This is a genomic window from Pseudomonas hydrolytica (assembly GCF_021495345.1).
Taxonomy (GTDB): Bacteria; Pseudomonadota; Gammaproteobacteria; order Pseudomonadales; family Pseudomonadaceae; genus Aquipseudomonas; species Aquipseudomonas hydrolytica.
In genome coordinates, this window is record NZ_CP099397.1 from 3180026 (window position 1) to 3203971 (window position 23946).

A 23946-nucleotide genomic window follows, 5' to 3' on the forward strand; every position below is an offset into this window, starting at 1 on the left:
GTCGCCGGGACAGACAGTAGAGCCCCCTTGTCGCGCAGGAGTTCGGCTGCAAATTGTGGCCACCTGGGTGACCGAGCGGTCGGCCTGCGTCATGTTTTCGAACGCGCGGAAGCCGAACCTGGCTGAAATTCTCGTTGAGGTTTTGCTCGAGAGCTGGCGGTGGTGACCCTCGGCGAAGTGAGATCACCGGCGAGACCGCTCACCACAGAGCCGGTGACGCCCTGTTCGTCGCCAGCGGCACCAACACGCGCAGGGAAGGCCTCAGCGACAGCTCTACCAAGCACTACCTGGCCCTAGACTGAAACGGCGACTGGTGCCGGGCCGATTCGCGGGCAGTGGGCTAAGCTGGCGACCTGATGCCAGCCAGTGAGGGATCACCCAAGACATGGACAGACGAACGCTCGGCCTCAGCCTGCTGCTGGCGACAAGCGCCGCCAGTGCCGAGGCGATCCCCAGCCTGATCGGCCCGGTCAGCGATATCGAGGTGATCGAGGATGGCCTCGGCCCGCGGCAGGAGAACTGCGCGGACTTCAAGGTCAGTCCGCAGGCAGTCGCCGAGTTCCTGCGCCACGCCATACTCGTTACCGCTCGCCAGGAACACGACTGGTATCTGCATGGCCCATGCCGGGCTTACGGCACCTTCAGCACCCGCTACGGGCAGTGGCAATGGCAAATGCTCAATATGGGTACCGCGCGAATCACGGCAGTGACGGGAGAGCAGTTCCTGCTCGCCGACCCGCGGGAGGAGTCGTCGCCGGAAGATCAGTAGGCGCCCTCGCCCGCGCCTGTCACTTGCCCTGGCTACACTCTCCTGCCTAGGCTTGCCCCTCGCCTTACTAGGAGAGTCACGCCGTGGACAAAGGCCAGACCTGGCGCCAACGCCTCTACATCATCATCTTCGAAACCAGCACACCGGCCGCTCAGCGCTTCGACAACTGGCTGCTGGTGACCATCCTGGCCAGCCTGGTGGTGGTGATGCTCGACAGCGTCGAGCACTTCCATAACCAGTACGCCGAGGTATTCAGAGCACTGGAATGGTTCTTCACCGTTCTTTTCGCCATCGAGTACGGCTTGCGTCTGTACATATCGCCCAAGCCCATGCGCTATGCCTTCAGTTTCTTCGGCCTGGTGGATCTGCTGGCGGTACTGCCAGCCATCCTCGCGCTGATGTTCGCCGATGCGCAGTACCTGATGATCGTGCGCGCCATACGCCTGATCCGCGTCTTCCGCGTGCTCAAGCTGCGTCAGTATCTGTCCCAGGCGAATTTCCTGCTGGTGGCGCTGCGCGGCAGCAAGCAGAAGATCATCGTCTTTCTGGTCAGCGTCTCCACCCTGGTCACGGTATATGGCGCCCTGATGTACGTGATCGAAGGCCCGGCCAATGGCTTCACCAGCATACCGATCAGCATCTACTGGGCGGTGGTGACGCTGACCACCGTGGGCTTCGGTGACATCACGCCGCAAACGCCCATCGGTCAGATGCTCGCCACGCTGGTGATGATCACCGGCTACTCGATCATCGCCGTGCCCACCGGCATCTTCACCGCCGAACTGGCCAATGCCATGCGGCTGGAGGGGCAGATGGAACACGACTGCCCGCATTGCAAGAAGCCCCGCCACGAACACAACGCCAGCTACTGCAACCGCTGCGGCGGGCCCTTGTACAGCCGCGCCCCGCAAGCGCTGCAGCGAGGTGACACAGACTGAAGCAAAACCGACAAGCCGTTACGTGGTCATACAGTCGCCCACTGGGCTATAAAGCCGCCTTTTTAGCTGAAGGAAGCCTGACATGGCAGTAACCACCAATGACTCTACGGCGCCTGCCAAGGCCGCCTGGATCGGTCTGATCCTGGGCCCCTTGCTGCTGCTCGCCTACCTGCTCACCGATCCGCCGGGCGAGCTTTCCAGCGCCGCCTGGGCCACCGTCGGCCTGACGCTGCTGATGGCCACCTGGTGGTCCACCGAGGCCATCCCGATTCCCGCCACTTCGCTGCTGCCGATCCTGCTGATCCCGGCACTGGGCATCGACAGCCTCAACGCCGCCACCGCGCCCTACGCCAACCCGACCATCTACCTGTTCCTCGGCGGCTTCATCCTCGGCCTGGCCATGGAGCGCTGGAATCTGCACAAGCGCATCGCCCTGATGACGCTGCTGGCCATGGGCAGCAAACCGAGCAAGCAGATCGCCGGCTTCATGCTGGCCACCGCCTTTCTCAGCATGTGGGTGAGCAACACCGCCACCACCATCATGATGCTGCCCATCGGCCTGTCGGTGATCGGCCTGCTGACCGGCGAGCAGGAGGCCGGCGACAACGAGCGCGAGCGCTTCGCCACCGCCCTGCTGCTGGCCATCGCCTATGCCGCCAGCGTCGGCGGTATCGCCACGCTGATCGGCACCCCGCCCAATGCCCTGCTGGCGGCGTTCCTCGCCGACAACTACGAGGTGCAGATCGGCTTCGGTCAGTGGATGCTGCTCGGCCTGCCGGTGGCGATCATCATGCTGGCGTTCATCTGGTGGTGGCTGACCCGTGGCGGCTTCAACCTGGCCGGGCATGACAGCACCCAGCTGATCCGCAGCGAACTGGCCGAACTCGGCCCGCTGAGCCGCGGCGAGAAGCTGGTGGCGCTGGTGTTCGTGATCACCGCGCTGGCCTGGGTGTTCCAGCCGTTGGTCGCCGGCTGGGTGCCCGGCGTCAACGACACCAGCATCGCCATCGCTGCCGCCCTGGCGCTGTTCATCATCCCGGTGGACGCCAAGCAGCGGGTGTTTCTGATGAACTGGGAAAGCGCCAGCAAACTGCCCTGGGGCGTGCTGCTGCTGTTCGGCGGCGGCCTGTCACTGGCCGGGGTGATCCGCAGCACCGGCCTGGCCGAGTGGATCGCGCAGAGCCTTGGCGCCCTGGGCGCCCTGCCGGTGATCGCGATGATCGGCGTGGTGGTGCTGGTGATCATCTTCCTCACCGAGGTCACTTCCAACACCGCCACCGCGGCGGCCTTCCTGCCGCTGCTGGGCGCGCTGGCCGTGTCGCAGGGCATGCCGGCCGAGCTGCTGGCCATTCCTGCCGCCATCGCCGCCAGTTGCGCCTTCATGATGCCGGTGGCGACGCCGCCCAATGCCATCGTGTTCGGCACCGGGCATATGAAGATACAGTCGATGATCAAGGCGGGCTTTGCCCTCAACCTGTTCGGCGTGGTGCTGGTGACGCTGATCTGCTACCTGCTGGTAGGCATGATCTGGGCGCATTGAGCCCGGATCGAACCCAAACAACAACGGCGCCTACGGGCGCCGTTTTCGTTTGGAGGCAACAGGAAATGCGCGATCAGCGGTTCTGATACTGACGGAACAGCCCCGGCGGTATGCCCGAGCTGTCGGTGGCCTTCCAGGGCCCGCCGGCTTGTGGCGACCAGCTCCAGCCGCCATCCCAGCGATAGAAGATGCGCTCGCGGTAGTAGAGGTCGCGTGCGCCTTCGACCACGTACACGCCCAAGGCCGGATTCCAGTGGCTCTTCACTCCGGGCGGCGGTGCGTAGCGCGGGTGCGAGGGCTGCTGGACCGGCGGCAACTTGCCAGCCGGCGTGCCGGGTTGCTGCGCCGGTGGCAGCTTGCCGACCGGCGGGCTCGGCTGCTGCAGCACGCAGCCGGAGAGACCGAGAGCGATCGCGCAGAGCAGCGCCAGGCGTTTCATTGTGTCTGCCCGTCGCGGCTGTCGATCAGCAGCGCCTGTGTGTCACGTGCGGTGTTGGAGACCGGGCCCAGCTGGCCGATCCACTCGCCCTTGGTCGCATTCCCCTCACGCGATACCCGCGCCACCAGCTGCACCTGCTCGAACGCCGACAGCTTGAGCTCGGGCATCATCGCATCGACATCCGACAGGCTGACCTGCGCCGGCAGGTCGGAAACCTTCATGCGCTTGACCGCCAGCGGCATGGGCGGGCCGCTGAGGGCACGGGCAAAGATGAATACGGCGTCGTCCGGCTGCACCTGGCGCTGCACCTCGGGCGCCAGCGATACGCTGACTTCCAGCGCGTGCACCTTGGCACCCGGCTCGGCGGCAGCGCCGGGCTGCTCGCCCTCGCCCATCTGCTGACGGGCGCGCTCGATACCACCGGCGATGGCCATGCGCGACGGGTCCTGCTCCGGCAGCACGGCCACCAGGCGCTCCCAGTAGCGCACGGCGTCGGCGTAGCGCTGGCTTTCATAGGCGGCGATACCGAGCAGGCCGAGGCTGGTGACCTCCTCCGGATCGGCCTTCAGCGCCTCGTCGGTCAGAGCCTGCAGTTGCTCGTTCCACTGCTTGCCTTCGGCGAAGTACAGCGCCTGCGCCCACTGGCCGAGCAGCTCCGGCGCGCGGCCGGCAAGATTCACCGCCTGCTCGAAGGCCTTGGCGGCATCGCCGGCACGCTCCTGGGCCATGTAGGTGCGACCGAGGAAGTACCAGGCCTCGGCCGAATCCGGCTGCTGCTTGACGGTCTGCTCCAGGCGCGCGGTCATCTCCTCGATGCTCTGCGGCTGCTGGGCGGCGAAGTTGCGCGCCTGCTCGACCTGATCGAGCGCGCCCCAGTGCAGATACAGGGCGACGCCCAGCACCGGTACCAGCAGTGCGCAGACCAGCGGCACCTTGCCGCCGAGCACGCCGCTGCGACGCTGCACGCCTTCGGTGTCGGCCAACAGTTCGCGCGCGGCTTCGGCACGGCCGGCCTCGAGCTGCGCATCATCGAGCACGCCGACCTGGCGCTGGGCTTCCAGCTCCTGCAGGCGCTCCTGATAGAGGGTGACGTTGAGCGCGGTGCGGTCTTCTTCGGCCTGCAGCTTGCGAATGCGCAGCACCGGAATCAGCAGAAACGCCAGGGCGGTCAGCAACAGCAGCCCGGCGGGCAACCAGAAATCGATCATCGGTCTTTGTGGTCCTGAGAGTTTTGCTCGAGCAGCGCAGCCAGGCGCTGCTGCTCATCGGCGGAGAGAACGGCGGCCGAACGGTCCTTCTGCTGCCCGCGGCGGCGCAGAAGAATCACCCCAAGCACGCCGAAACCTATCAGCAGCAGGCCAGCCGGACCGTACCAGAGCAGCAGCGTGCGGCTGGTCAGCGGTGGCTTGTAGAGCACGAAGTCGCCATAGCGGGAAACCAGGAAGTCGATGATCTGCTCGTTGCTCTTGCCCTCTTCGAGCATGCGATAGATTTCGCCACGCAGGTCCATGGCGATCGGCGCATCGGAGTCGGCGATGTTCTGGTTCTGGCATTTCGGGCAGCGCAGCTCTTCGATCAGGTTGCGATAGCGCTGGCGCTCGGCCTCGCTGGCGAACTCGAAGGTATCGATGGCGGCATGGGCGCTGGCCAACAGGCCCAGCGCCAAACCGGCGGACATCAGCAAACGCTTCATGGCTGGGCCTCGTCGACCAGTTCTTGATAGATCGGCGCCAGCTTCTCACGCCAGACGCGCTCGTCGATGGTGCCGACAAACTTGTGCCGGATGATGCCCTGGGCATCGACGAAGAAGGTTTCCGGCGCGCCGTAGACGCCCAGGTCCAGGCCCAGGCTGCCCTTGGCGTCCTCGATATTGAGCTGATAGGGGTTGTGCAGGTCGCGCAGCCACTTCTGCGCCGGCCCCCGCTCGTCCTTGTAGTTGACGCCATGGATCACCACCCCGGCCTCGGCCAGCTTGTTCAGCACCGGATGCTCGTGGCGGCAGGCCGGGCACCAGGTGGCCCAGACGTTGACCAGCGCGGGCCGGCCCTTGATGTCGGCCTCGCTGAGGGTGCGCTCGGGATCGTCCAGCGAGGGCAGGCTGAAGGCCGGGAACGGCTTGCCGATCAACGCCGACGGCAGTTCGGACGGGTCGAGGAACAGGCCGCGGTAGAGGAACACGGCGATGCCGAGAAATGCCAGCAACGGCAACAGCAACAGCAGACGTCTCATGCGCTGGCCTCCTGCATGCCCAGTGCTTCGCGCACGCGGGTTCTGACCTTGATGCGGTAGCGCTTGTCGGCGGCGGCGAGGAAGCCGCCGAAGCCCATCAGCAGCGCGCCCAGCCAGATCCAGCGGACGAACGGCTTGATGTGCACGCGCACCGCCCAGGCGCCCTGCTCCAGCGGCTCGCCGAGGGCGACGAACAGATCACGGGTGAAGCCGGCATCGATGCCCGCCTCGGTCATGGTGGCCTGCTGCACGGTGTACAGACGCTTCTCCGGGTGCAGCACCTTGATCTGCCGCTCGCCGTCGAACACGCGCACCGTGCCCTTGTCGGAAATGAAGTTGGGGCCTTCATGGTGCACGGCGCCGTCGAACTGGAAGCGATAGCCGCCCAGCTCCACCGAATCGCCCGGCGCCATGCGCAGGTCGCGCTCGTAGCTGCCGAGGCTGGTCAGTACCACGCCCAGGGCGCACACGGCGAAACCCAGGTGCGCGATCTGCATGCCCCAGTAGCTGCGGCCCAGGCTCGGCAGGCCTTTGAGCAGGCCCTTGTGGCGGGTCTTGTCGAGAATGTCGCGCACCCCGGCCAGGACCACCCAGAACGCCAGCAGGCACACGGCCAGCACCGCCCAGTTGAAATCGCCATGGACGAAGGTGGCGATGAGCGCCAGCACCACGCTGGCCACCAGCACCGGGGCCAGCATGCGGCCCAGCCAGTTCAGCGGGGTGTCCTTCCAGCGCACGATCACACCGACGCTGATCACTGCCATCAGCAGCGCCATCAGCGGCAGGAACAGGGCGTTGAAGTAAGGCGGGCCGACTGACAGCTTGGCGCCGGTCAGGGCATCGAGCACCAGCGGATACAGCGTGCCGAGCAGGATCATCGCCGCCGACACCACCAGCACGATGTTGTTGACCAGCAGCAGCGTCTCGCGCGACCACAGGCCGAAGCCCACCTGGCTCTTGACCACCGGCGCACGCACGGCGAACAGCGCCAGCGAACCGCCGACCACGATCAGCAGGAAGGCGAGGATGAACACGCCGCGCTCCGGGTCGGTGGCGAAGGCATGCACCGAGGTGAGCACGCCGGAACGTACCAGGAAGGTCCCCAGCAGGCTGAGGGAGAAGGCGGCGATGGCCAGCAGCACGGTCCAGCTCTTGAACACACCACGCTTCTCGGTCACGGCCAGCGAGTGGATCAAGGCGGTGCCCACCAGCCAGGGCATAAAGGAAGCGTTCTCCACCGGGTCCCAGAACCACCAGCCGCCCCAGCCCAGCTCGTAGTAGGCCCACCAGGAGCCCAGGGCGATACCGATGCCGAGGAAAGCCCAGGCGACGATGGTCCACGGCCGCGACCAGCGCGCCCAGGCGGCGTCCAGCTTGCCGCCGAGCAGTGCGGCAATGGCGAAGGCAAAGGCCACCGAGAAGCCGACGTAGCCCATGTACAGCATCGGCGGATGGACGATCAGGCCGAAGTCCTGCAGCAGCGGGTTGAGGTCGCGTCCGTCCATCGGCGAGTTCGGCAGCAGGCGCTCGAAGGGGTTGGAGGTGACGATCAGAAACAGCAGGAAGCCAATGCTGATCATGCCCATCACCGCCAGCACGCGGGCGAGCATCTCTTCCGGCAGATGGCGCGAGAAGATCGCCACGGCGAAGGTCCAGCCGGCCAGGATCAGCGCCCACAGCAGCAGCGAGCCTTCGTGGGCGCCCCACACCGCACTGAACTTGTAGTACCAGGGCAGCGCGCTGTTGGAGTTGTGCGCCACATAGGCGACGGAGAAGTCGTCGACCATGAAGGCATAGGTCAGGCAGATGAACGAGAACAACAGGAAGACGAACTGCCCCCAGGCCGCCGGCTGCGCCAGGCTCATCCACTGGTGGTCACCGCGCCAGGCACCGATCAACGGCAGCGTGGCCTGTACCAGGCACAGGCACAGCGCCAGGATCATCGCCAGATGGCCGAGCTCGGGGATCATTGTGCGCTCTCCTGCTGATAGCCTTTCGCGGCTTTGGCCTCATTGTGCTTCTGCATCATTCCGCTCTTTTCTAGCGCCTGCATGACTTCAGGCGGCATGTAGTTCTCGTCGTGCTTGGCCAGCACCTCGTCGGCCACCAGCACGCCGTCTTCGTTGACCCGACCGAGGGCAACGATGCCCTGCCCTTCACGGAACAGGTCCGGGAGGATGCCGTGGTAGCGGATGGTCACGCCGTGGGCGCCGTCGGTGACGACGAAATCCACTTCCAGGGTATCGGGCGAACGCTTGACCGAGCCCTCCTCCACCAGGCCGCCGGCACGGATGCGGGTGCCCTCCGGCGCTTCACCGTTGGCGATCTGGCTGGGGGTGTAGAACAGGTTGATGTTCTCCTGCAGCGCGGTCAGCGCCAACGCCACGGCGATGCTGACGCCACAGAGGATGGCCAGAACGATGTACAGGCGTTTCTTGCGGACCGGATTCACTTCGACTTCTCCCGGCGCAAACGGCGCGCCTCGTCTTGCAGGTAACGGCGGCGCGCCAGGATCGGCAGCACCACATTCAACGCCAGAATCGCCAGGCTGATGCCGTAGGCGCTCCATACGTATACGCCATGGGTGCCCATGGCGAGAAAATCGGCAAAGGACGAAAAGCTCATGCCTTGCCCTCCACGAGGTTCTGCACTTCGGTCTTCACCCAGCTGCTGCGTGCCTCGCGCTTGAGCACCTCCAGGCGCATGCGATAGAGCAGCACGGCGCCGAAGAAGCAGTAGAAGCCCAGCACCGCCAGCAGCAGCGGCAGCCACATTTCCACCGGCATGGCCGGCTTCTCGGTGATCTTGAAGGTGGCGGTCTGGTGCAGCGAGTTCCACCACTCCACCGAGTACTTGATGATCGGAATGTTCACCACGCCGACGATGGCCAGCACGGCGCAGGCCTTGGCGGCGCTGTCGCGGTTGCTGATGGCGTTGCCCAGGGCGATGACGCCGAAGTAGAGGAACAGCAGGATCAGCATCGAGGTCAGGCGCGCGTCCCACACCCAGTAGGTGCCCCAGGTCGGCTTGCCCCAGATGGCGCCGGTGAGCAGCGCGATGGCGGTCATCCAGGCACCGATGGGCGCGGCCTGCTGCAGGGCGACGTCGGCCAGTTTCATCTTCCAGACCAGGCCCACCAGGCCGGCGATGGCCAGCGTCACGTAGATGGACTGGGCGAGGAACGCCGCAGGCACGTGGATGTAGATGATGCGGAAGCTGTTGCCCTGCTGGTAGTCCGGCGGTGCGAAGGCCAGGCCCCAGACCAGGCCGGAGACGATCAGCAGCACCGCGGCGATGCTCAGCCAGGGCAGCCAGCGACCGCTCATCTCATAGAACCACTTGGGCGAACCCCATTTGTGAAACCAGGTCCAGTTCATGCTCGACTCATCATTCGGACGTAGCCCGTATTCGATCCGGGGAAGCCACTCCCGGAGCACGTCCGGGCTACGTATCACGGTTCGTTATTATTCGCCGACGCTGATGGTCAGGCCGGCGGCAATTGCAAAAGGTGTCAGGGTCACCGCCAGGGCGGTGAGGCTGGCCAGCCACAACAGGTGACCGGTCGCCGGCAATCCTTGCAGGGCCGCCTGCAACGCCCCGCTGCCAAGAATCAGCACCGGGATGTACAGCGGCAGAATCAGCAGCGCCAGCAGCAGGCCGCCGCGCTTGAGGCCAACGGTGAGCGCAGCGCCCACCGCGCCTAGCAGACTCAACACCGGAGTGCCGAGCAGCAGGGAAATCAGCAGAACCGGCAGACAGCGCCCGGGCAGACCGAGCATCAGCGCCAGCAAGGGCGCCAGCAATACCAGCGCCAGGCCGCTGAACAGCCAGTGTGCCAGCACCTTGGCCAACACCAGAAGAGGCAGGGGGTGCGACGAAAGGACCCACTGTTCCAGCGAGCCATCCTCGAAATCACTGCGGAAAAGCCCGTCCAGCGAGAGCAGCACGGCCAGAAGCGCCGCCACCCAGACCAGGCCGGGAGAAAGGGTTTGCAACAATTGCGTCTCCGGCCCCACCGCCAGCGGGAACAGGGCGATGACGATGGCGAAGAACACCAGGGGGTTGGCCAGGTCGGACGGACGGCGGGCCAGCAGGCGCATCTCGCGGGCCAGAAGCTGGGTGAATACGTTGCTCATGCGGCGTACTGCCCCAGATCCAGATCACGGTAGGTGGCCGGCTTGTGCTGCAGGCTGTGATGGGTGGTCAGTATCACCACGCCACCGCGCTCGCAATGACTGGCCAGATGCGCCTCGAGCTGCGCCACGCCCTGCTTGTCCAGGGCGGTGAAGGGCTCGTCCAGCACCCACAGCGGCGGCGTATCGACCAGATACAGGCGCGCCAGGGCCACCCGGCGCTGCTGACCGGCGGACAGGGTGTGACAGGGAACGTCCTCGAAACCGCGCAGCCCGACCGCGTCCAGCGCCTGCCAGATCGCCTCGCGGCTGGCCGGACGATGCAGGGCGCAGAGCCAGGCGAGGTTCTCCTCGGCAGTCAGTAGCCCCTTGATGCCGGCGGCGTGGCCGATCCACAGCAGATTGCGCGCAAGCTCCGCACGCTGCTCGCTCATCGGCTGGCCGTTGAGGCGGATGCTGCCGGCGGTGGGCTGGCGCAGGCCGGCCAGCAGACGCAGCAGGCTGGTCTTGCCACTGCCGTTGGGCCCGCTGACCTGAAGCATGTCGCCGGCCTGCATGGCCAGATTCAGATGCTCGAAAAGCATGCGCCAGTCCCGCTCACAACTGAGCGCCACGGCTTCGAGAAGAGGAACGGGAAGGGTCATCGATACCTGGCAGGGTTAAAGTCGACGGTGCTCCGGCCGCTATACTGACGCGTGCCGGAGTGCGGTGCGCAGCGGGGCGGCATTATACATGGCGCATCGCTGTCCCCGCAGTCAGCATTTTCGACAGGGTGTGAATCACATGGAGTGTGCCATGCGCACCCTCGGCACCTGCAAAGGACGGAGCCCAACCCAAGCCCATGAGTGAAATCAGCAGCCCACGCCCGCTTCCCCCCTCGCCGCCGGTGATTCGCAACGCCGCGACGGCTGCGGACCTGGCCGTGCGCCTGCTGCAGCCGCTGGAAGGCATGCTGGCCGCCGGCGAGAGCGCCAAGGCCGAAGTGGTGGCGATTCGCGAACAGGCGCAGAGCTTTCAGGTGCTGCTCAAACTGACGCTCGACGGCGGCCGACAGGCCACTCTGCAGGCGGAAAGCCCGCGGGCGCTGGCCCAGGGCAGCGCCCTGGTGGTCACCGCCCTGTCGGATACGCGTCTGGCCGTGGTTCTGCAGGCCGGGGGCGACAAGCCGCTGACCAGCCTCGACCTGCAGCAACTGCCGCCCGGCACCTTGGTACAGGGCAAGGTGATCAGCCGTGAGGTGCTGCCGCCACAGGGCGCCCAGACCGTCTACCGCCTGGTGGTCAACCTGCTCAACACCCCGCTGGCCGGCAGCAAGCTGGCGCTCGACAGCCCCATGGCGCTGCCGCTAGGCAGCCTGCTCAGCGCCCAGGTGCAGGGCAGCCAGAGCCTCGCCTTCCTGCCGCTGAGCGGCCGCCTCGATCAACTGGTGCTGGGCCAGCAACTGGCCGCCCAGCAGAACCGTCAGGCCTCTCTGGAAGGATTGATCAAGGGCCTGCAGGGCCTGCGCACCGGCGACGAGGCGTTGCGCGGCAGCATCGACAAGCTGCTCGGCGCCCTGCCCGACAGCACCCAGCTGAGCAGCGCCAAGGGCCTGGCGCAGGCCCTGGAGAGCAGTGGCGTATTGCTCGAAGCCAAGCTGCTGCAGGGCCAGACCGGCGCACTGGCGCAGGATCTGAAAGCCAACCTGCTGCGCCTGATCGCACAGCTGATGCCGCAGTTTCCGGGCGGCGCCGCCACCCTTGCCGGCCTGCAGAATGCCCTCAACCAGAACCTGCCGAATCTGGCCAGACAGCTGCTCGGGGTCAATGCCGCCGGCTCGGCGCGCCAGCAGGCCCTGACCTTCCCCCTGCCCTCGCGCCTGCTGCAGAACATGGATGGCGAAGCCGATCTGGAAACCCTGCTGAAACTCGCCGCCGCGGCCGTGTCACGCCTGCAGACCCACCAGCTGTCGAGCCTGGCGCAGACCCAGGTGGACGCCAACGGCAACCTGCTGACCACCTGGCAACTGGAACTGCCGATGCGCCACCAGCAGGAAGTGATCCCGCTGCAGATCAAGCTGCAACGCGAGGACAGCGGCAAGGCGGATAAACCGGAACACAAGGAAACGCTCTGGCGCGTGGAGCTGGCGTTCGAACTCGACCACCTCGGCCCGCTGCAGGTACGTGCACAACTGCTGCGCGGCAGCCTGTCCAGCCAGCTTTGGGCCGAGCGCGGCGAAACCACCGCCCTGATCAACGCCGAACTCGACCACCTGCGTGAACGCCTGCAGGCAGCCGGGCTGGAAGTGGGCGAGCTGACCTGCAGCCAGGGCCTGCCACCGCAGGGGCCGAAGACCACGCTGGAACAACGCTGGGTGGATGAAACCGCATGAGCCGCAAGAGCAGTAAGGCGGAACCGCGCCAGGCTATCGCCCTCAACTACGACGGGCAGAACGCCCCCGTGCTCAGCGCCAAGGGCGACGACGAACTGGCCGAGGCCATCCTTGCCATCGCCCGCGAGTACGAGGTCCCGATCTACGAGAATGCCGAGCTGGTGCGGCTGCTGGCCCGCCTGGAGCTGGGCGACGCCATCCCCGAAGCGCTGTACCGCTGCATTGCCGAGATCATCGCCTTCGCCTGGTACCTGCAGGGCAAGACCCCGCCCGGCTTCGAGGCGGACAAAGAGCGCGACGTCACCCCGCCGCCGGCGCTGCTCAGAGGTCCGAGGAGCTGACTGCCAGTGCCTCGCCAGCCGTGGCCTTGCCCATGGGGAAGTCGAACAGCTGCCAGGCGAAATAGCCGCCGCGGAAATAGAACACCCGGCTGAACCCCCAGGCTACCGCCTGCTCCACCGCCTGCGCGCTCTGCGGGCCCATCTCGCTGTCGCAATAGATCACCAGCGGCAGGTCGCGCGGCCACTGCGGCTGGGCCAGGCCAGCGAAGCGCCCGCGCAGATCCATGTGCATCGCCCCCTCGACATGGCCCCAGCCCCACTCGCGCGCCGGGCGCACGTCGATGAACACGGCGCCATGATCGTAAAGGTGCTTGGCCTGCATGACGTTGACGGTAATGGCGCCGCGCACCTCCAGCGGCGCCTCCTGGGCAGCGAGCGGCAGGCATGCCAGGCAGGCGCAAAGCAATGGAATCAGGCGATGCATGAGGGTCACCCCGCAACTGTGATCCGGGCCGGCCGCGTCGGTACGCAAAATGGCCCCACTTCTTCAGCGTAGGTGCAGTGGTGGTGGGCGCTAGGAACGATTGCACAGGCCGGGCGGCCTGCTAAGAACCCTGGCGACTATGGCCAGCCTGCAGGGAGGCTATTGCGGCTGCCGCGCCTTGGGTTGGTGCAGCCGGCTGATCAGCTCGGCCTCGGCCTTGCTCAGGCCACAGGACTGGGTCAGGTCATCGACGCTGGCGCCCATGCCGACCAGCCTTGCAGCCTGGGTGAACGACAGGCTGCTGGGGTCGCGCTGCTCGATCTGGCTGACCTTGTCCGGCAGCGGCGCGACGATCCGGCGCAGCTCATGCAGTTCTTCGCCCATGCGAATGCTGCCGGTCAGGTAGGTGTCCAGACGCTTGCTCAGCTCCTTGATCCGCGCATCGCGCGCAGCGTCACGCTTGGCCTGTTCCGCCAGCGCACGCTGCTGGCTGCGATACAGACCGTGGCAGACGAAGCCCAGCGCCACACAGAGCAGCGCCAGCAGGATCAGGGCGGCTTCGAGCATCAGATGCTCTCCAGCTCCGACCACTCCTCCTCGCTCATCATCTTGTCCAGCTCGACCAGAATCAGCAGCTCGCCGTTCTTGTTGCATACGCCCTGGATGAACTTGGCCGATTCGTCGTTGCCGACGTTGGGCGCGGTCTCGATCTCGGACTGACGCAGGTAAACCACTTCGGCGACGCTGTCGACGAGAATGCCGACCACCTGCTTGTCCGCTTCGATGATGACGATACGGGTATTGTCGGTGACCGGCGCCGAGCCCAGGCCGAAGCGCTGGCGGGTATCGATCACGGTGACCACGTTGCCGCGCAGGTTGATGATGCCCAGCACGTAGCTCGGCGCACCCGGTACCGGAGCGATCTCGGTGTAGCGCAGGACTTCCTGCACCTGCATCACGTTGATGCCGTAGGTTTCGTTATCCAGGCGAAAGGTCACCCACTGCAGAATCGGATCTTCGGCACCTTGTGCAGAGCTTTTCTTCATGTCCCAAGCCTCGTCAAAAACCGCTCAGCGCGGCATGTGCGGGTCGACCCGCCTGTCATCAACTATAGAGCCCATAACCACGGACCCACCAATTCTCAATGCAGTTTTCCAGCGGCCAGGCGTTTGGCGCCGCCGCTGGCGATCAGTTCGGCGAGCGCCGCCACGTCGAGCAGCGCGCACATGTGCTCGATCACCGTACCGGCCAGCCAGGGCCGCTGGGTACGCTGACTGCGCCACTTGACCTCGCTGGGGTCCAGACGGATAGAGCGGCTGACCTGATGCACCGCCAACCCCCACTCGTAGCCCTGGACCGAAATCACGTACTGCAGACCATCGCGGAAATCCTCGCGATAGCGGTCCGGCATCACCCAGCGCGCGGTATCCAGCACCTTCAGGTTGCCGGCCTGGCTCGGCAGGATGCCGAGGAACCACTCCGGCTGACCGAACAGCGGCGTCAGCTCCTGATCTTGCAGCGGGTAGATCGAGCCCAGGCAGATCAGCGGCACCGCCAGGGTCAGCCCGGCAACGTCGAACAGCAGGCACTCGAACGGCTCTTCCGCCCAGCCTGGCCGGCCATCCTGCAGCACGGCCGCAGGCGACGGCGCCAGCTCGACGACAGGAGCCACAGGCGGCGGCGCCTCTTCGACGACCACGGTCTGTACCGGTACGGGCATTTCGACTGGCGGCGCCTGCACCTGAGGCTCGATGACCGGCGCAACGGCGACCGGCTCGACCAGACGCGCATCGCGCACCTGCTCCTCGAGTACCGCCGCCTCGAACTCGTCGAGGCTGACGGACATCTCCAGCTCGGCGGCAGCCTCCTGCAGCAAACCGTCGAGGTATGACTGCAAGGCAAGCTGGGAGCGCGTGGCTGTGGCGAGGTTACGACTCATGACTGGAACCCGTGATGGAAAGCTCTACAGCGTATCGGCCGGAGCGTCGTCGGACTTGAGTCCAGCAGTTCAACACAGTCATGCATTTCAAGCCACCTGCGCTGCCGGCTGGTGGCTCAGCAGGTGCTTGAGCAGCGCCCGGTAGGCGATCACGCCGCGGCTGCCGGCATCGAACTGCGAAGGCGTGCGCCCTGCCCGGCTGGCATCGCGCAAACGGGTGTCGACCGGAATGTAGGCCGGCCAGAGATGATCGGGATAGGTATTGCGCAGCACGCGCAGGGTACTCATGGACGCCTGGGTACGACGATCGAACAGGGTCGGCACTATGGTGTAGGGCAGCGCCTGCTTGCGCGAGCGGTTGATCATGGCCAACGTGGTGATCATGCGCTCCAGGCCCTTCACCGCCAGGAACTCGGTCTGCACCGGAATCACCAGCTGCTGGCTGGCCGCCAGCGCGTTGACCATCAGCACGCCGAGCAGTGGCGGGCTGTCGATGATGGCGTGATCGAAATCCTCCCACAGCTGCGCCAGGCTCTTGGCGATCACCAGCCCCAGGCCACTCTGCCCCGGCGACTGACGCTCCAACGTGGCCAGTGCGGTGCTCGACGGCAGCAAGGAGATGTTCTCGTGGCTGGTGCTGTGCAGCAGCTGCCGGGGCAGCCCCTGCGGCACGTTGCCCTGATGCAGGAACAGATCGAAGCAGCTGTGCTCCAGCGTATCGGGATCATGGCCGAAGTAACTGGTCATCGACCCGTGGGGGTCGAGGTCGACCACGACCACGCGCTTGCCGGCATCGGCCAACAGGCCTGCCAGCGCGATGGAGGTGGTGGTCTTGCCGACACCACCTTTCTGATTGGCTACTGCCCAGACTTTCATGTTCTCTCATCCTCCCGGCGTGAGGCGCTCAGGCCGAGAATGGCTGTCGCCGGCACGCAGCAGGCGACTGGGATTTGACGGCTCACGACTGCGGAACCCCCGACACAGGCGCTGGTGCAGGTTGCGTGCCAGCGCCGGACTGCTGCGCCGCGGTACTACCCGCCCCGCGCCGGGTATCGAGGTTGCGCGAAATCACCAGTACCACCCGGCGATTGCGCGCCCTGCCCTCGGCCGTGGCGTTGTCCGCGATGGGCTGGAACTCACCGTAGCCCACCGCCGCCAGACGTGACGGGTCCACTCCATCCATGGCCAACATACGCACGATGCTAGCCGCACGCGCCGACGACAACTCCCAGTTGGTCGGAAACTGGCTGGTCTGGATCGGCAGATTGTCGGTGAAACCTTCCACTTTGACCGGGTTCTGGTAGGGCGCCAGAATCTTGGCGACCTTCTCGATGATGTCGAACGCCTGGTTGTTGGGCAAGGCGTCGCCGCTGGGAAACAGCAGGCTGGAACTCAGCTCGATCTCGATCCACATCTCGTTGCCACGCACGGTCAGCTGGTCGCTCTGGATCAGCTCGCCGAAGGCCTCGCGCACGCTGGAGGCAATGCTCTGCAGGGTGGCATCGGCGCTGGGGTCGTCCAGCGAGGTGTTCTCGGGCTCGCCGGTGCGCGGCCGCTCCTCGCCCACCGGTATGGGCTTGATCGAACGATCCGGCTGATTGAACACGCCGGTCAGCGATTCGGAGAGGATCTTGTACTTGCCTTCGTTGATCGAGGAGATCGAGTACATCACCACGAAGAAGGCGAACAGCAAGGTGATGAAGTCGGCGTAGGAGACCAGCCAACGCTCGTGATTCTCATGATCTTCGTGATGCCGCCTGCGCGCCATGCCATACCTCCATCAGTCCATGAAGCCTTGCAGCTTCAGTTCGATGGAGCGTGGGTTCTCACCCTCGGCGATGGACAGGATGCCCTCCAGGAGCATCTCGCGATAACGCGACTGGCGCAGCGCGATGGATTTGAGCTTGTTGCCGGCCGGCAACAGCAGCAGGTTGGCGAAGCCGACGCCGTAGATGGTGGCGACGAAGGCCACGGCGATGCCGCTGCCGAGCATGCTCGGATCGGCCAGATTGCCCATCACGTGAATCAGGCCCATCACCGCACCGATGATGCCGATGGTCGGCGCGTAACCGCCCATGCTCTCGAGCACCTTGGCCGCCTGGATATCGCGCGCCTCCTGGGTGTAGAGGTCCACTTCCAGGATGCTGCGGATGGATTCGGGTTCGGCGCCGTCGACCAGCAATTGCAGGCCCTTGCGCGCGTAGGGATCGGGCTCGGCGTCGGCCACGGCCTCCAGGCCCAGCAGCCCTTCCTTGCGCGCCACCATGCTCCAACCCACCACGCGATTGATACCACCGATCAGGTCGATGCGTGGCGGAAAGAAGATCCAGCGCAGGATGCTCATGGCGCGCTTGAACACGTTCACCGGCGCCTGCAGGAAGGCCGCGCCCAGCGTGCCGCCGATCACGATCAGCGCCGCTGGCCCGTTGAGCAGCGCGCCGGCATGTCCGCCTTCGAGATAGTTGCCGCCGAGAATCGCGACGAAGGCCAGGATGACGCCGATTAGGCTCAGTACATCCATGCGCATGCACCCGACTTAGCGTTCGTCACTGGCAGGCCTCGGTCAGGTGCCGGCCGATGTCGTCCAGCCCATAGACCGCGTCGGCCAGATTGGCCTTCACAATGGCCATCGGCATGCCATAGATCACGCAGCTGGCCTCGTCCTGCGCCCACACCTGGCTGCCGCCCTGCTTGAGCAGGCGCGCGCCTTCGCGGCCGTCGGCGCCCATGCCGGTCAGCACCACCGCCAGCACCTTGTCGCCGTACGACTTGGCCGCCGAACCGAAGGTGATGTCCACGCAGGGCTTGTAGTTGAGGCGCTCGTCGCCCGGCAGGATCTTCACCGCACCGCGCGCGTCCACCATCATCTGCTTGCCACCGGGCGCCAGCAGGGCCAGACCCGGGCGCAGGATATCGCCGTCCTCGGCTTCCTTGACCTGGATGCGGCAGAGCTTGTCCAGACGCTCGGCAAAGGCCTTGGTGAAGGCCGCCGGCATGTGCTGGATCAGCACGATGGGCGCCGGGAAGTTGGCCGGCAGCTGGGTCAGCACGCGCTGCAGCGCAACCGGGCCGCCAGTGGAGGTGCCAATGGCCACCAGCTTGTAGGACTTGCGCTTGGGCGCAGGCGAAACCGGTGCGGCACCAGAGGACGCCGGCGCGGGGCGCGGGGCGGCCGAGGGAGCCGCCGGGCGCGCCGAGGCGGCAAGACGACTAGTCGGCGCCGTCGGACTAGCCGCAGTCGGCGCCGGAGCCACCGCGGCCGAGCTGAAACGGCGGTTGCTGCGCGCGATGCTGTGCACCTTCTCGCACAGCATCTGCTTGACCTTCTCGGGATTGCGCGAGATGTCCTCGAAGTTCTTCGGCAGGAAATCCACCGCGCCGGCGTCCAGCGCGTCGAGGGTGACACGGGCACCTTCGTGAGTGAGCGAGGAGAACATCAGCACCGGGGTCGGACAGCGCTGCATGATGTTTCGCACGGCGGTGATGCCGTCCATCATCGGCATCTCGTAATCCATGGTGATCACGTCGGGCTTGAGCGCCAGCGCCTGATCGATGGCTTCCCGCCCGTTGGTGGCCGTACCCACGACCTGAATACTGGGGTCAGCAGACAGAATTTCCGAAACGCGCCGGCGGAAGAAACCGGAGTCGTCCACCACCAAGACCTTGACTGCCATACACACTCCTAGACGGCCCAGGCGATGCCTGGGCCGCAACCATCAGAAACGTCGAGCGTAGCGCTTGAGCATGCTCGGTACGTCGAGAATCAACGCGATGCGACCGTCGCCGGTAATCGTGGCGCCGGACATGCCGGGCGTGCCCTGGAGCATCTTGCCCAGCGGCTTGATTACCACTTCTTCCTGGCCGACCAATTGATCGACGACAAAACCGATGCGCTGGCTGCCCACGGTGAGGATCACCACATGGCCTTCGCGCTGGCCCTCATGGAAGGCCTGCGGCACCAGCCAGCGCTTGAGGTAGAACAGCGGCAGCGCCTTGTCGCGCACGATGACCACTTCCTGACCGTCGACCACGTTGGTGCGCGACAGGTCGAGGTGGAAGATCTCGTTGACGTTGACCAGCGGGAAGGCGAAGGCCTGGTTTTCCAGCATCACCATCAGCGTCGGCATGATCGCCAGGGTCAGCGGTACCTTGATGACGATCTTCGAGCCCTGGCCCTTCTGCGAGAACACGTTGACCGTGCCGTTGAGCTGGGAAATCTTGGTCTTCACCACGTCCATGCCGACGCCGCGGCCGGACACGTCGGAGATCTCGGTCTTGGTCGAGAAGCCCGGGGCGAAGATCAGGTTGTAGCATTCGAATTCGTTCAGGCGATCGGCGGCGTCCTTGTCCAGCAGGCCCTTCTCCACGGCCTTGGCACGCAGTACGTCGGCATCCATGCCCTTGCCGTCATCGGTGATCGACAGCAGGATGTGGTCGCCTTCCTGCTCGGCGGACAGCACCACGCGGCCGGCGCGGGCCTTGCCGGCCTTCTCGCGCTCTTCCGGGGTTTCCACGCCATGGTCGACGGCGTTGCGCACCAGGTGCACCAGCGGGTCGGCCAGGGCCTCGACCAGGTTCTTGTCCAGGTCGGTCTCCTCGCCCACCAGCTCGAGGTTGATTTCCTTCTTGAGGTTACGTGCCAGATCACGGACCAGGCGCGGGAAGCGGCCGAAGACCTTCTTGATCGGCTGCATGCGGGTCTTCATCACCGCGGTCTGCAGGTCGGCCGTCACCACGTCGAGGTTGGAAACGGCCTTGGACATGGCTTCATCGCCGCTGTTCAGGCCCAGGCGCACCAGGCGGTTACGCACCAGCACCAGCTCGCCGACCATGTTCATGATTTCATCCAGACGCGCGGTATCGACGCGCACCGTGGTTTCCGCTTCGCTCGCGGCGGGCGCCTTGTCGGCAGCCGGCGCAGGCGCCGCCGGGGTGCGCGCGGCAGCCGGCTCGGCCTTGGCCGCAGCAGGTTTTGCCGCAGCCGCTGGCTTGGCCGCGGCGGCCGGTTTGGCTGCGGGCGCGGCGGCAGGTGCGGAAACCGGCGGCGGCACGAACTTGCCCTTGCCGTGCAACTCATCGAGCAGCGACTCGAACTCGTCGTCGGTGATGTCATCGCCGGCCGCTGCCGCAGCACCGGCTACGGCAGCGGCGGGAGCGGCTGCCTCGGCTGCCGCGGAAAACTGGCCCTTGCCGTGCAACTGATCGAGCAGGGCTTCAAATTCGTCGTCGGTGATTTCGTCGCTGGCGGCGGAAGCGGCAGACGCCGTCGCCACGGCGGTATCGGCGGCGGTTTCAACCGTGCCGGAGAACTGGCCCTTGCCGTGCAGCTGATCGAGCAGGGATTCGAATTCGTCGTCGGTGATTTCGTCGCTGGCGGCGCTGCTTTCGGCGCCATGGGCAGCAGCGGGCGCATCGCCCAGCGCATCGAGCAGTTGCTCGAACTCGCTGTCGGTGATGTCGCCGGAGGCGGCAGGCGCGGAAACCGGAGCGGGTTCCGGCTCCGCTTCCGGCTCCTGTGCGGGGGCAGCCGCCTCGGCACCAGCGGGCTCGGCCAGACGCGACAGTGCCGCCAGCAGTTCCGGCGTGGCCGGAGTCGGTTCGCGCCGCTCGCGCACCTCGCCGAACATGCCGTTGACGGCATCCAGAGCTTCGAGCACCACGTCCATCAATTCCGAGTCGACGCGACGCTCACCCTTGCGCAGGATGTCGAAGACGTTCTCGGCGATATGGCAGCACTCCACCAGCTCGTTGAGCTGGAGGAAACCCGCCCCGCCCTTGACGGTATGGAAACCGCGGAAGATGGCGTTGAGCAGGTTCATGTCGTCCGGTCGGCTTTCCAGCTCCACGAGCTGTTCGGACAACTGTTCGAGAATCTCGCCGGCCTCTACCAGGAAATCCTGGAGGATCTCTTCATCGGCGCCGAAGCTCATAGGGGGTGCTCCTTAGAATCCAAGACTGGACAGCAGGTCGTCGACATCGTCCTGACTGGAGGCGACGTCATCACGCTTATCGGCATGAATCTGCGGACCTTCACCCCGGGATGGCTCTTTTAATTTTTCCTGTTCGGCGCGCAGCACTTCATGGTCGTGCTGAATACCGGCAAAACGGTCGACCTGACTGGCCATGAGCACCAGCTTGAGCAGGTTGCTTTCCACCTCGGTCACCAACTGGGTGACGCGCTTGATCACCTGGCCGGTCAGGTCCTGGTAGTCCTGCGCCAGCAAGATGTCGTTGAGATGAGCGGACAGCTTGTTGCTGTCACGCTCGCTGCGAGCGAGAAACAACTCGATACGCTTGGCCAGCTCGCGAAAGCCCTCGGCGCCCATCTCGCGGCGCATGAAACGGCCCCACTCCGCGCTCAGGCTCTGCGCCTCGTCACTGAGGTCGTTGACCAGCGGCGCGCTCTGCTCCACCAGATCCATGGTGCGGTTGGCGGCCTTCTCGGTCATGGTCACGACATAGTTCAGGCGCTCGGTGGCATCGGCGATCTGCGACAGCTCCTGGGCATGCGGCATGCGCGGGTCGAGCTGGAAATTGACGATGGCGTTGTGCAGCTCCCGGGTCAGCTTGCCGACCTCGTGGTACAGGCCGCGATCGCGGACCTTGTTGAGCTCGTTGATCAGTTGCACCGCAGCGCCGAAGTTGCCTTGTTCCAGGCTATCGACCAGCTCGCGGGCGTTGCTTTTCAGGGTCGACTCGAGGTCACCCAGCGTGGAGTCATCGTGTTCCATAGCACCCTCGCGGCTGACATCAGCCGTTTACCCGCTCGAAGATCTTCTCGATCTTTTCCTTCAGCACCTGGGCGGTGAAGGGCTTGACCACATAGCCGTTCACGCCGGCCTGTGCCGCTTCGATGATCTGGTCACGTTTGGCTTCGGCGGTAACCATCAACACCGGCAGGTGCTTGAGGCGCTCGTCGGCGCGCACCGCGCGCAGCAGGTCGATGCCGGTCATGCCGGGCATGTTCCAGTCGGTCACCAGAAAGTCGAAGCTGCCGCTCTGCAGCATGGGCAGTGCCGAAGTGCCATCGTCGGCCTCGGCGGTGTTGGTGAAGCCCAAGTCCCGCAAGAGGTTCTTGATGATCCGTCGCATCGTCGAGAAATCGTCAACGATGAGGATTTTCATGTTCTTGTCCAAGTCGACCTCCGTACAGTCCCAAACGCATTGCACACGCAATGACGCCCTTTAATCGTGAAACCGACTCAGCTGGCGCGCCACTCGCCGAGCCGCGAGCGCAACCGCGCTGCGCACTGGCTATGCAACTGGCTGACGCGCGACTCGCTGACCCCCAGCACTTCGCCGATTTCCTTCAAGTTCAGTTCTTCATCGTAATACAGCGCCAGCACGAGACGTTCGCGCTCCGGCAAACCGGCGATGGCATCGGCCAAGGCCGCCTGGAAGCGTTCGTCTTCGAGGTCCCGCGAAGGTTCGAGGTGGGTGTGCCCGGCGTCTTCGTGCAAACCGCCATGCTCGCCGTCCTGCAACAGGTCGTCGAAGCTGAACAAACGGCTGCCCAAAGTGTCGCCAAGGATGCCGTAGTAATCCTCGAGACTCAATTGGAGTTCGGCCGCAACCTCGTGATCTTTAGCGTCTCGCCCGGTTCTTGCTTCAACGACACGAATGGCATCGCTGACCATGCGGCTGTTGCGGTGCACCGAACGCGGGGCCCAGTCGCCCTTGCGTACCTCGTCGAGCATGGCACCGCGGATGCGGATACCGGCGAAGGTTTCGAAACTCGCCCCCTTGCCGGAGTCGTATTTGCGCGACGCTTCCAGCAGGCCGATCATGCCGGCCTGAATGAGATCGTCGACTTGCACGCTGGCCGGTAAACGGGCCAGCAGGTGATAAGCAATGCGCTTGACCAGAGGGGCATAGCGTTCGATCAGCTGGTGCTGGGAGTCCTGCGCCTGCGCCTTGTTGTACATACGAAGTCCAGAGGCTGCTGTCATACGGCCGAGTCTGCGGTCGGTTGCTGCACCAGACGCTCGACGAAAAATTCCAGATGGCCACGGGGGTTGGCCGGCAAGGGCCAGGTATCGACCTTCTGAGCTATCGCCTTGAACGCCAGAGCGCACTTGGAACGAGGGAAGGCTTCATAGACGGCGCGCTGCTTCTGCACGGCCTTGCGCACGCACTCATCGTAGGGTACGGCGCCGACATACTGCAGGGCGACATCGAGGAAACGATCCGTCACCTTGGTCAGCTTAGCAAAGAGATTGCGCCCTTCCTGCGGGCTATGGGCCATATTGGCCAGAACGCGGAAGCGACTGATGCCGTGATCGCGGTTGAGCAGCTTGATCAGCGCGTAGGCGTCGGTGATGGAAGTCGGCTCGTCACACACCACCACGAGGATCTCCTGGGCGGCGCGAACGAAGCTGACCACCGCATCGCCGATGCCGGCAGCGGTGTCGATCACCAGCACGTCGAGGTTCTCGCTGATGTCGCTGAAGGCTTGAATCAGGCCGGCATGCTGCATCGGCGAGAGATTGACCATCGCCTGCGTGCCGGAGGCCGCCGGGACGATGCGGATACCGCCCGGTCCCTGCAGCAGCACGTCGCGCAGATCGCATTCACCGGCAATCACGTCGGCCAGGGTGCGCTTGGGCGTCAGCCCCAGCAAAACGTCGACATTCGCCAACCCCAGGTCGGCATCCATCAACATCACCCGACGGCCGAGATCGGCCAGGGCCATGGACAGATTCACCGACACATTGGTCTTGCCGACGCCACCCTTGCCGCCGGTCACCGCAATCACCTGTACGGGATGCATACCCATGTTCTTTCTACACCTTGTCTAACTTCGACCTGGCCTCGTGGCCGTTT

Annotated in this window: 28 protein-coding genes; 5 read left to right on the plus strand and 23 right to left on the minus strand. The window is 65.2% G+C overall.

All coding sequences use genetic code 11. The features are described 5' to 3' along the window. Window positions 1-385 precede the first annotated feature (385 nt). The 3 genes from L1F06_RS14760 to L1F06_RS14770 all read left to right on the plus strand — a co-directional run bounded on the left by L1F06_RS14760 (window position 386) and on the right by L1F06_RS14770 (window position 3247). Window positions 386-769: a hypothetical protein gene (locus tag L1F06_RS14760; RefSeq protein ID WP_129482208.1), complete on the plus strand. Its 384-nt coding sequence runs from the start codon at window positions 386-388 to the stop codon at window positions 767-769. Between the two features lie 83 nt (window positions 770-852). Next, window positions 853-1707, plus strand: a complete 855-nt coding sequence (locus L1F06_RS14765; RefSeq protein WP_012018993.1) for an ion transporter — start codon at window positions 853-855, stop codon at window positions 1705-1707. A gap of 82 nt (window positions 1708-1789) precedes the next feature. Continuing rightward, window positions 1790-3247, plus strand: coding sequence for an SLC13 family permease (locus L1F06_RS14770; RefSeq protein WP_129482207.1), 1458 nt, complete (start codon window positions 1790-1792; stop codon window positions 3245-3247). Between the two features lie 73 nt (window positions 3248-3320). Here L1F06_RS14770 and L1F06_RS14775 read toward each other — a convergent pair whose 3' ends face one another. From L1F06_RS14775 to ccmA, 10 genes are all read right to left on the minus strand, one after another. Beyond that, complete coding sequence (locus L1F06_RS14775; protein ID WP_003243270.1) at window positions 3321-3686, minus strand: hypothetical protein; 366 nt, start codon at window positions 3684-3686, stop codon at window positions 3321-3323. Beyond that, window positions 3683-4894, minus strand: coding sequence for a c-type cytochrome biogenesis protein CcmI (gene ccmI, locus L1F06_RS14780; protein ID WP_129482206.1), 1212 nt, complete (start codon window positions 4892-4894; stop codon window positions 3683-3685). The genes L1F06_RS14775 and ccmI overlap by 4 nt, the downstream gene beginning before the upstream one ends. Continuing rightward, a complete protein-coding gene (locus tag L1F06_RS14785) occupies window positions 4891-5379 on the minus strand; it encodes a cytochrome c-type biogenesis protein (RefSeq protein ID WP_129482205.1) in 489 nt (162 codons plus the stop codon). The genes ccmI and L1F06_RS14785 overlap by 4 nt, the downstream gene beginning before the upstream one ends. After that, window positions 5376-5915, minus strand: coding sequence for a DsbE family thiol:disulfide interchange protein (locus L1F06_RS14790; protein ID WP_129482204.1), 540 nt, complete (start codon window positions 5913-5915; stop codon window positions 5376-5378). The genes L1F06_RS14785 and L1F06_RS14790 overlap by 4 nt, the downstream gene beginning before the upstream one ends. Next, window positions 5912-7885: a heme lyase CcmF/NrfE family subunit gene (locus L1F06_RS14795; RefSeq protein WP_096826237.1), complete on the minus strand. Its 1974-nt coding sequence runs from the start codon at window positions 7883-7885 to the stop codon at window positions 5912-5914. The genes L1F06_RS14790 and L1F06_RS14795 overlap by 4 nt, the downstream gene beginning before the upstream one ends. Continuing rightward, entirely contained in the window at window positions 7882-8367 is a 486-nt protein-coding gene (ccmE, locus tag L1F06_RS14800) for a cytochrome c maturation protein CcmE (protein ID WP_012019000.1), read from the minus strand. Before ccmE ends, L1F06_RS14795 begins: the two co-directional genes overlap by 4 nt. Further along, the gene (gene ccmD, locus L1F06_RS14805; protein ID WP_012019001.1) at window positions 8364-8540 is read right to left on the minus strand and encodes a heme exporter protein CcmD; all 177 of its coding nucleotides are present in this window, start codon (window positions 8538-8540) and stop codon (window positions 8364-8366) included. Before ccmD ends, ccmE begins: the two co-directional genes overlap by 4 nt. After that, entirely contained in the window at window positions 8537-9292 is a 756-nt protein-coding gene (locus L1F06_RS14810; RefSeq protein WP_012019002.1) for a heme ABC transporter permease, read from the minus strand. Before L1F06_RS14810 ends, ccmD begins: the two co-directional genes overlap by 4 nt. An 87-nt stretch (window positions 9293-9379) precedes the next feature. Then, window positions 9380-10051, minus strand: a complete 672-nt coding sequence (gene ccmB / locus L1F06_RS14815; RefSeq protein WP_003243253.1) for a heme exporter protein CcmB — start codon at window positions 10049-10051, stop codon at window positions 9380-9382. Beyond that, entirely contained in the window at window positions 10048-10692 is a 645-nt protein-coding gene (gene ccmA, locus L1F06_RS14820; protein ID WP_129482203.1) for a cytochrome c biogenesis heme-transporting ATPase CcmA, read from the minus strand. The genes ccmB and ccmA overlap by 4 nt, the downstream gene beginning before the upstream one ends. 197 nt (window positions 10693-10889) lie before the next feature. On the opposite strand from ccmA, the gene fliK reads away from it, so the two are divergent. Further along, entirely contained in the window at window positions 10890-12419 is a 1530-nt protein-coding gene (gene fliK / locus L1F06_RS14825) for a flagellar hook-length control protein FliK (RefSeq protein ID WP_129482202.1), read from the plus strand. Further along, complete coding sequence (locus L1F06_RS14830; protein WP_012019005.1) at window positions 12416-12760, plus strand: EscU/YscU/HrcU family type III secretion system export apparatus switch protein; 345 nt, start codon at window positions 12416-12418, stop codon at window positions 12758-12760. The genes fliK and L1F06_RS14830 overlap by 4 nt, the downstream gene beginning before the upstream one ends. Here the strand turns inward: L1F06_RS14830 and L1F06_RS14835 are convergent. The 13 genes from L1F06_RS14835 to fleN all read right to left on the minus strand — a co-directional run bounded on the left by L1F06_RS14835 (window position 12741) and on the right by fleN (window position 23899). Beyond that, window positions 12741-13184, minus strand: coding sequence for a rhodanese-like domain-containing protein (locus L1F06_RS14835; RefSeq protein WP_129482201.1), 444 nt, complete (start codon window positions 13182-13184; stop codon window positions 12741-12743). The genes L1F06_RS14830 and L1F06_RS14835 overlap by 20 nt on opposite strands. 159 nt (window positions 13185-13343) lie before the next feature. After that, on the minus strand, window positions 13344-13751 hold the full coding sequence (locus tag L1F06_RS14840; protein WP_012019007.1) for a DUF2802 domain-containing protein: 408 nt from the start codon (window positions 13749-13751) through the stop codon (window positions 13344-13346). Next, window positions 13751-14230 carry a chemotaxis protein CheW gene (locus L1F06_RS14845; protein ID WP_003243242.1) on the minus strand — a complete coding sequence of 160 codons (480 nt, stop codon included), beginning with the start codon at window positions 14228-14230 and terminating at the stop codon, window positions 13751-13753. The genes L1F06_RS14840 and L1F06_RS14845 overlap by 1 nt, the downstream gene beginning before the upstream one ends. Before the next feature lie 95 nt (window positions 14231-14325). Continuing rightward, window positions 14326-15123, minus strand: a complete 798-nt coding sequence (locus L1F06_RS14850) for a CheW domain-containing protein (RefSeq protein WP_012019008.1) — start codon at window positions 15121-15123, stop codon at window positions 14326-14328. Between the two features lie 87 nt (window positions 15124-15210). Beyond that, on the minus strand, window positions 15211-15999 hold the full coding sequence (locus tag L1F06_RS14855; protein WP_012019009.1) for a ParA family protein: 789 nt from the start codon (window positions 15997-15999) through the stop codon (window positions 15211-15213). A gap of 82 nt (window positions 16000-16081) precedes the next feature. Beyond that, complete coding sequence (motD, locus tag L1F06_RS14860) at window positions 16082-16891, minus strand: flagellar motor protein MotD (protein WP_003243236.1); 810 nt, start codon at window positions 16889-16891, stop codon at window positions 16082-16084. A 12-nt stretch (window positions 16892-16903) separates the two neighbouring features. Next, window positions 16904-17644, minus strand: a complete 741-nt coding sequence (locus tag L1F06_RS14865; RefSeq protein ID WP_003243234.1) for a flagellar motor protein — start codon at window positions 17642-17644, stop codon at window positions 16904-16906. A 25-nt stretch (window positions 17645-17669) separates the two neighbouring features. Beyond that, window positions 17670-18797 (minus strand): protein-glutamate methylesterase/protein-glutamine glutaminase, encoded by a 1128-nt coding sequence (locus L1F06_RS14870; protein WP_129482200.1) that lies wholly within the window; start codon window positions 18795-18797, stop codon window positions 17670-17672. 42 nt (window positions 18798-18839) lie between these two features. After that, complete coding sequence (locus L1F06_RS14875) at window positions 18840-21053, minus strand: chemotaxis protein CheA (RefSeq protein WP_129482199.1); 2214 nt, start codon at window positions 21051-21053, stop codon at window positions 18840-18842. A 12-nt stretch (window positions 21054-21065) separates the two neighbouring features. Beyond that, a complete protein-coding gene (locus tag L1F06_RS14880; protein ID WP_003243230.1) occupies window positions 21066-21854 on the minus strand; it encodes a protein phosphatase CheZ in 789 nt (262 codons plus the stop codon). 19 nt (window positions 21855-21873) lie between these two features. Continuing rightward, window positions 21874-22248 (minus strand): chemotaxis response regulator CheY, encoded by a 375-nt coding sequence (locus L1F06_RS14885; RefSeq protein ID WP_169968482.1) that lies wholly within the window; start codon window positions 22246-22248, stop codon window positions 21874-21876. 77 nt (window positions 22249-22325) lie between these two features. Continuing rightward, on the minus strand, window positions 22326-23072 hold the full coding sequence (gene fliA, locus L1F06_RS14890; RefSeq protein WP_003243225.1) for an RNA polymerase sigma factor FliA: 747 nt from the start codon (window positions 23070-23072) through the stop codon (window positions 22326-22328). After that, complete coding sequence (gene fleN / locus L1F06_RS14895; RefSeq protein ID WP_012019013.1) at window positions 23069-23899, minus strand: flagellar synthesis regulator FleN; 831 nt, start codon at window positions 23897-23899, stop codon at window positions 23069-23071. The genes fliA and fleN overlap by 4 nt, the downstream gene beginning before the upstream one ends. Window positions 23900-23946: the final 47 nt, after the last annotated feature.

Coding starts and splice junctions, on each gene's coding strand:
- ccmI (WP_129482206.1), bottom strand. CDS start 4,894: ATGATCGATTTCTGGTTGCCCGCCGGGCTGCTGTTGCTGACCGCCCTG.
- ccmD (WP_012019001.1), bottom strand. CDS start 8,540: ATGAGCTTTTCGTCCTTTGCCGATTTTCTCGCCATGGGCACCCATGGC.
- L1F06_RS14845 (WP_003243242.1), bottom strand. CDS start 14,230: ATGAAGAAAAGCTCTGCACAAGGTGCCGAAGATCCGATTCTGCAGTGG.
- L1F06_RS14770 (WP_129482207.1), top strand. CDS start 1,790: ATGGCAGTAACCACCAATGACTCTACGGCGCCTGCCAAGGCCGCCTGG.
- L1F06_RS14885 (WP_169968482.1), bottom strand. CDS start 22,248: ATGAAAATCCTCATCGTTGACGATTTCTCGACGATGCGACGGATCATC.
- L1F06_RS14865 (WP_003243234.1), bottom strand. CDS start 17,644: ATGGATGTACTGAGCCTAATCGGCGTCATCCTGGCCTTCGTCGCGATT.
- L1F06_RS14830 (WP_012019005.1), top strand. CDS start 12,416: ATGAGCCGCAAGAGCAGTAAGGCGGAACCGCGCCAGGCTATCGCCCTC.
- L1F06_RS14810 (WP_012019002.1), bottom strand. CDS start 9,292: ATGAACTGGACCTGGTTTCACAAATGGGGTTCGCCCAAGTGGTTCTAT.
- ccmB (WP_003243253.1), bottom strand. CDS start 10,051: ATGAGCAACGTATTCACCCAGCTTCTGGCCCGCGAGATGCGCCTGCTG.
- L1F06_RS14880 (WP_003243230.1), bottom strand. CDS start 21,854: ATGGAACACGATGACTCCACGCTGGGTGACCTCGAGTCGACCCTGAAA.
- L1F06_RS14835 (WP_129482201.1), bottom strand. CDS start 13,184: ATGCATCGCCTGATTCCATTGCTTTGCGCCTGCCTGGCATGCCTGCCG.
- L1F06_RS14795 (WP_096826237.1), bottom strand. CDS start 7,885: ATGATCCCCGAGCTCGGCCATCTGGCGATGATCCTGGCGCTGTGCCTG.
- L1F06_RS14855 (WP_012019009.1), bottom strand. CDS start 15,999: ATGAAAGTCTGGGCAGTAGCCAATCAGAAAGGTGGTGTCGGCAAGACC.
- L1F06_RS14775 (WP_003243270.1), bottom strand. CDS start 3,686: ATGAAACGCCTGGCGCTGCTCTGCGCGATCGCTCTCGGTCTCTCCGGC.
- ccmA (WP_129482203.1), bottom strand. CDS start 10,692: ATGACCCTTCCCGTTCCTCTTCTCGAAGCCGTGGCGCTCAGTTGTGAG.
- L1F06_RS14840 (WP_012019007.1), bottom strand. CDS start 13,751: ATGCTCGAAGCCGCCCTGATCCTGCTGGCGCTGCTCTGTGTGGCGCTG.
- fleN (WP_012019013.1), bottom strand. CDS start 23,899: ATGGGTATGCATCCCGTACAGGTGATTGCGGTGACCGGCGGCAAGGGT.
- L1F06_RS14760 (WP_129482208.1), top strand. CDS start 386: ATGGACAGACGAACGCTCGGCCTCAGCCTGCTGCTGGCGACAAGCGCC.
- L1F06_RS14785 (WP_129482205.1), bottom strand. CDS start 5,379: ATGAAGCGTTTGCTGATGTCCGCCGGTTTGGCGCTGGGCCTGTTGGCC.
- L1F06_RS14875 (WP_129482199.1), bottom strand. CDS start 21,053: ATGAGCTTCGGCGCCGATGAAGAGATCCTCCAGGATTTCCTGGTAGAG.
- L1F06_RS14790 (WP_129482204.1), bottom strand. CDS start 5,915: ATGAGACGTCTGCTGTTGCTGTTGCCGTTGCTGGCATTTCTCGGCATC.
- L1F06_RS14870 (WP_129482200.1), bottom strand. CDS start 18,797: ATGGCAGTCAAGGTCTTGGTGGTGGACGACTCCGGTTTCTTCCGCCGG.
- L1F06_RS14850 (WP_012019008.1), bottom strand. CDS start 15,123: ATGAGTCGTAACCTCGCCACAGCCACGCGCTCCCAGCTTGCCTTGCAG.
- motD (WP_003243236.1), bottom strand. CDS start 16,891: ATGGCGCGCAGGCGGCATCACGAAGATCATGAGAATCACGAGCGTTGG.
- fliK (WP_129482202.1), top strand. CDS start 10,890: ATGAGTGAAATCAGCAGCCCACGCCCGCTTCCCCCCTCGCCGCCGGTG.
- fliA (WP_003243225.1), bottom strand. CDS start 23,072: ATGACAGCAGCCTCTGGACTTCGTATGTACAACAAGGCGCAGGCGCAG.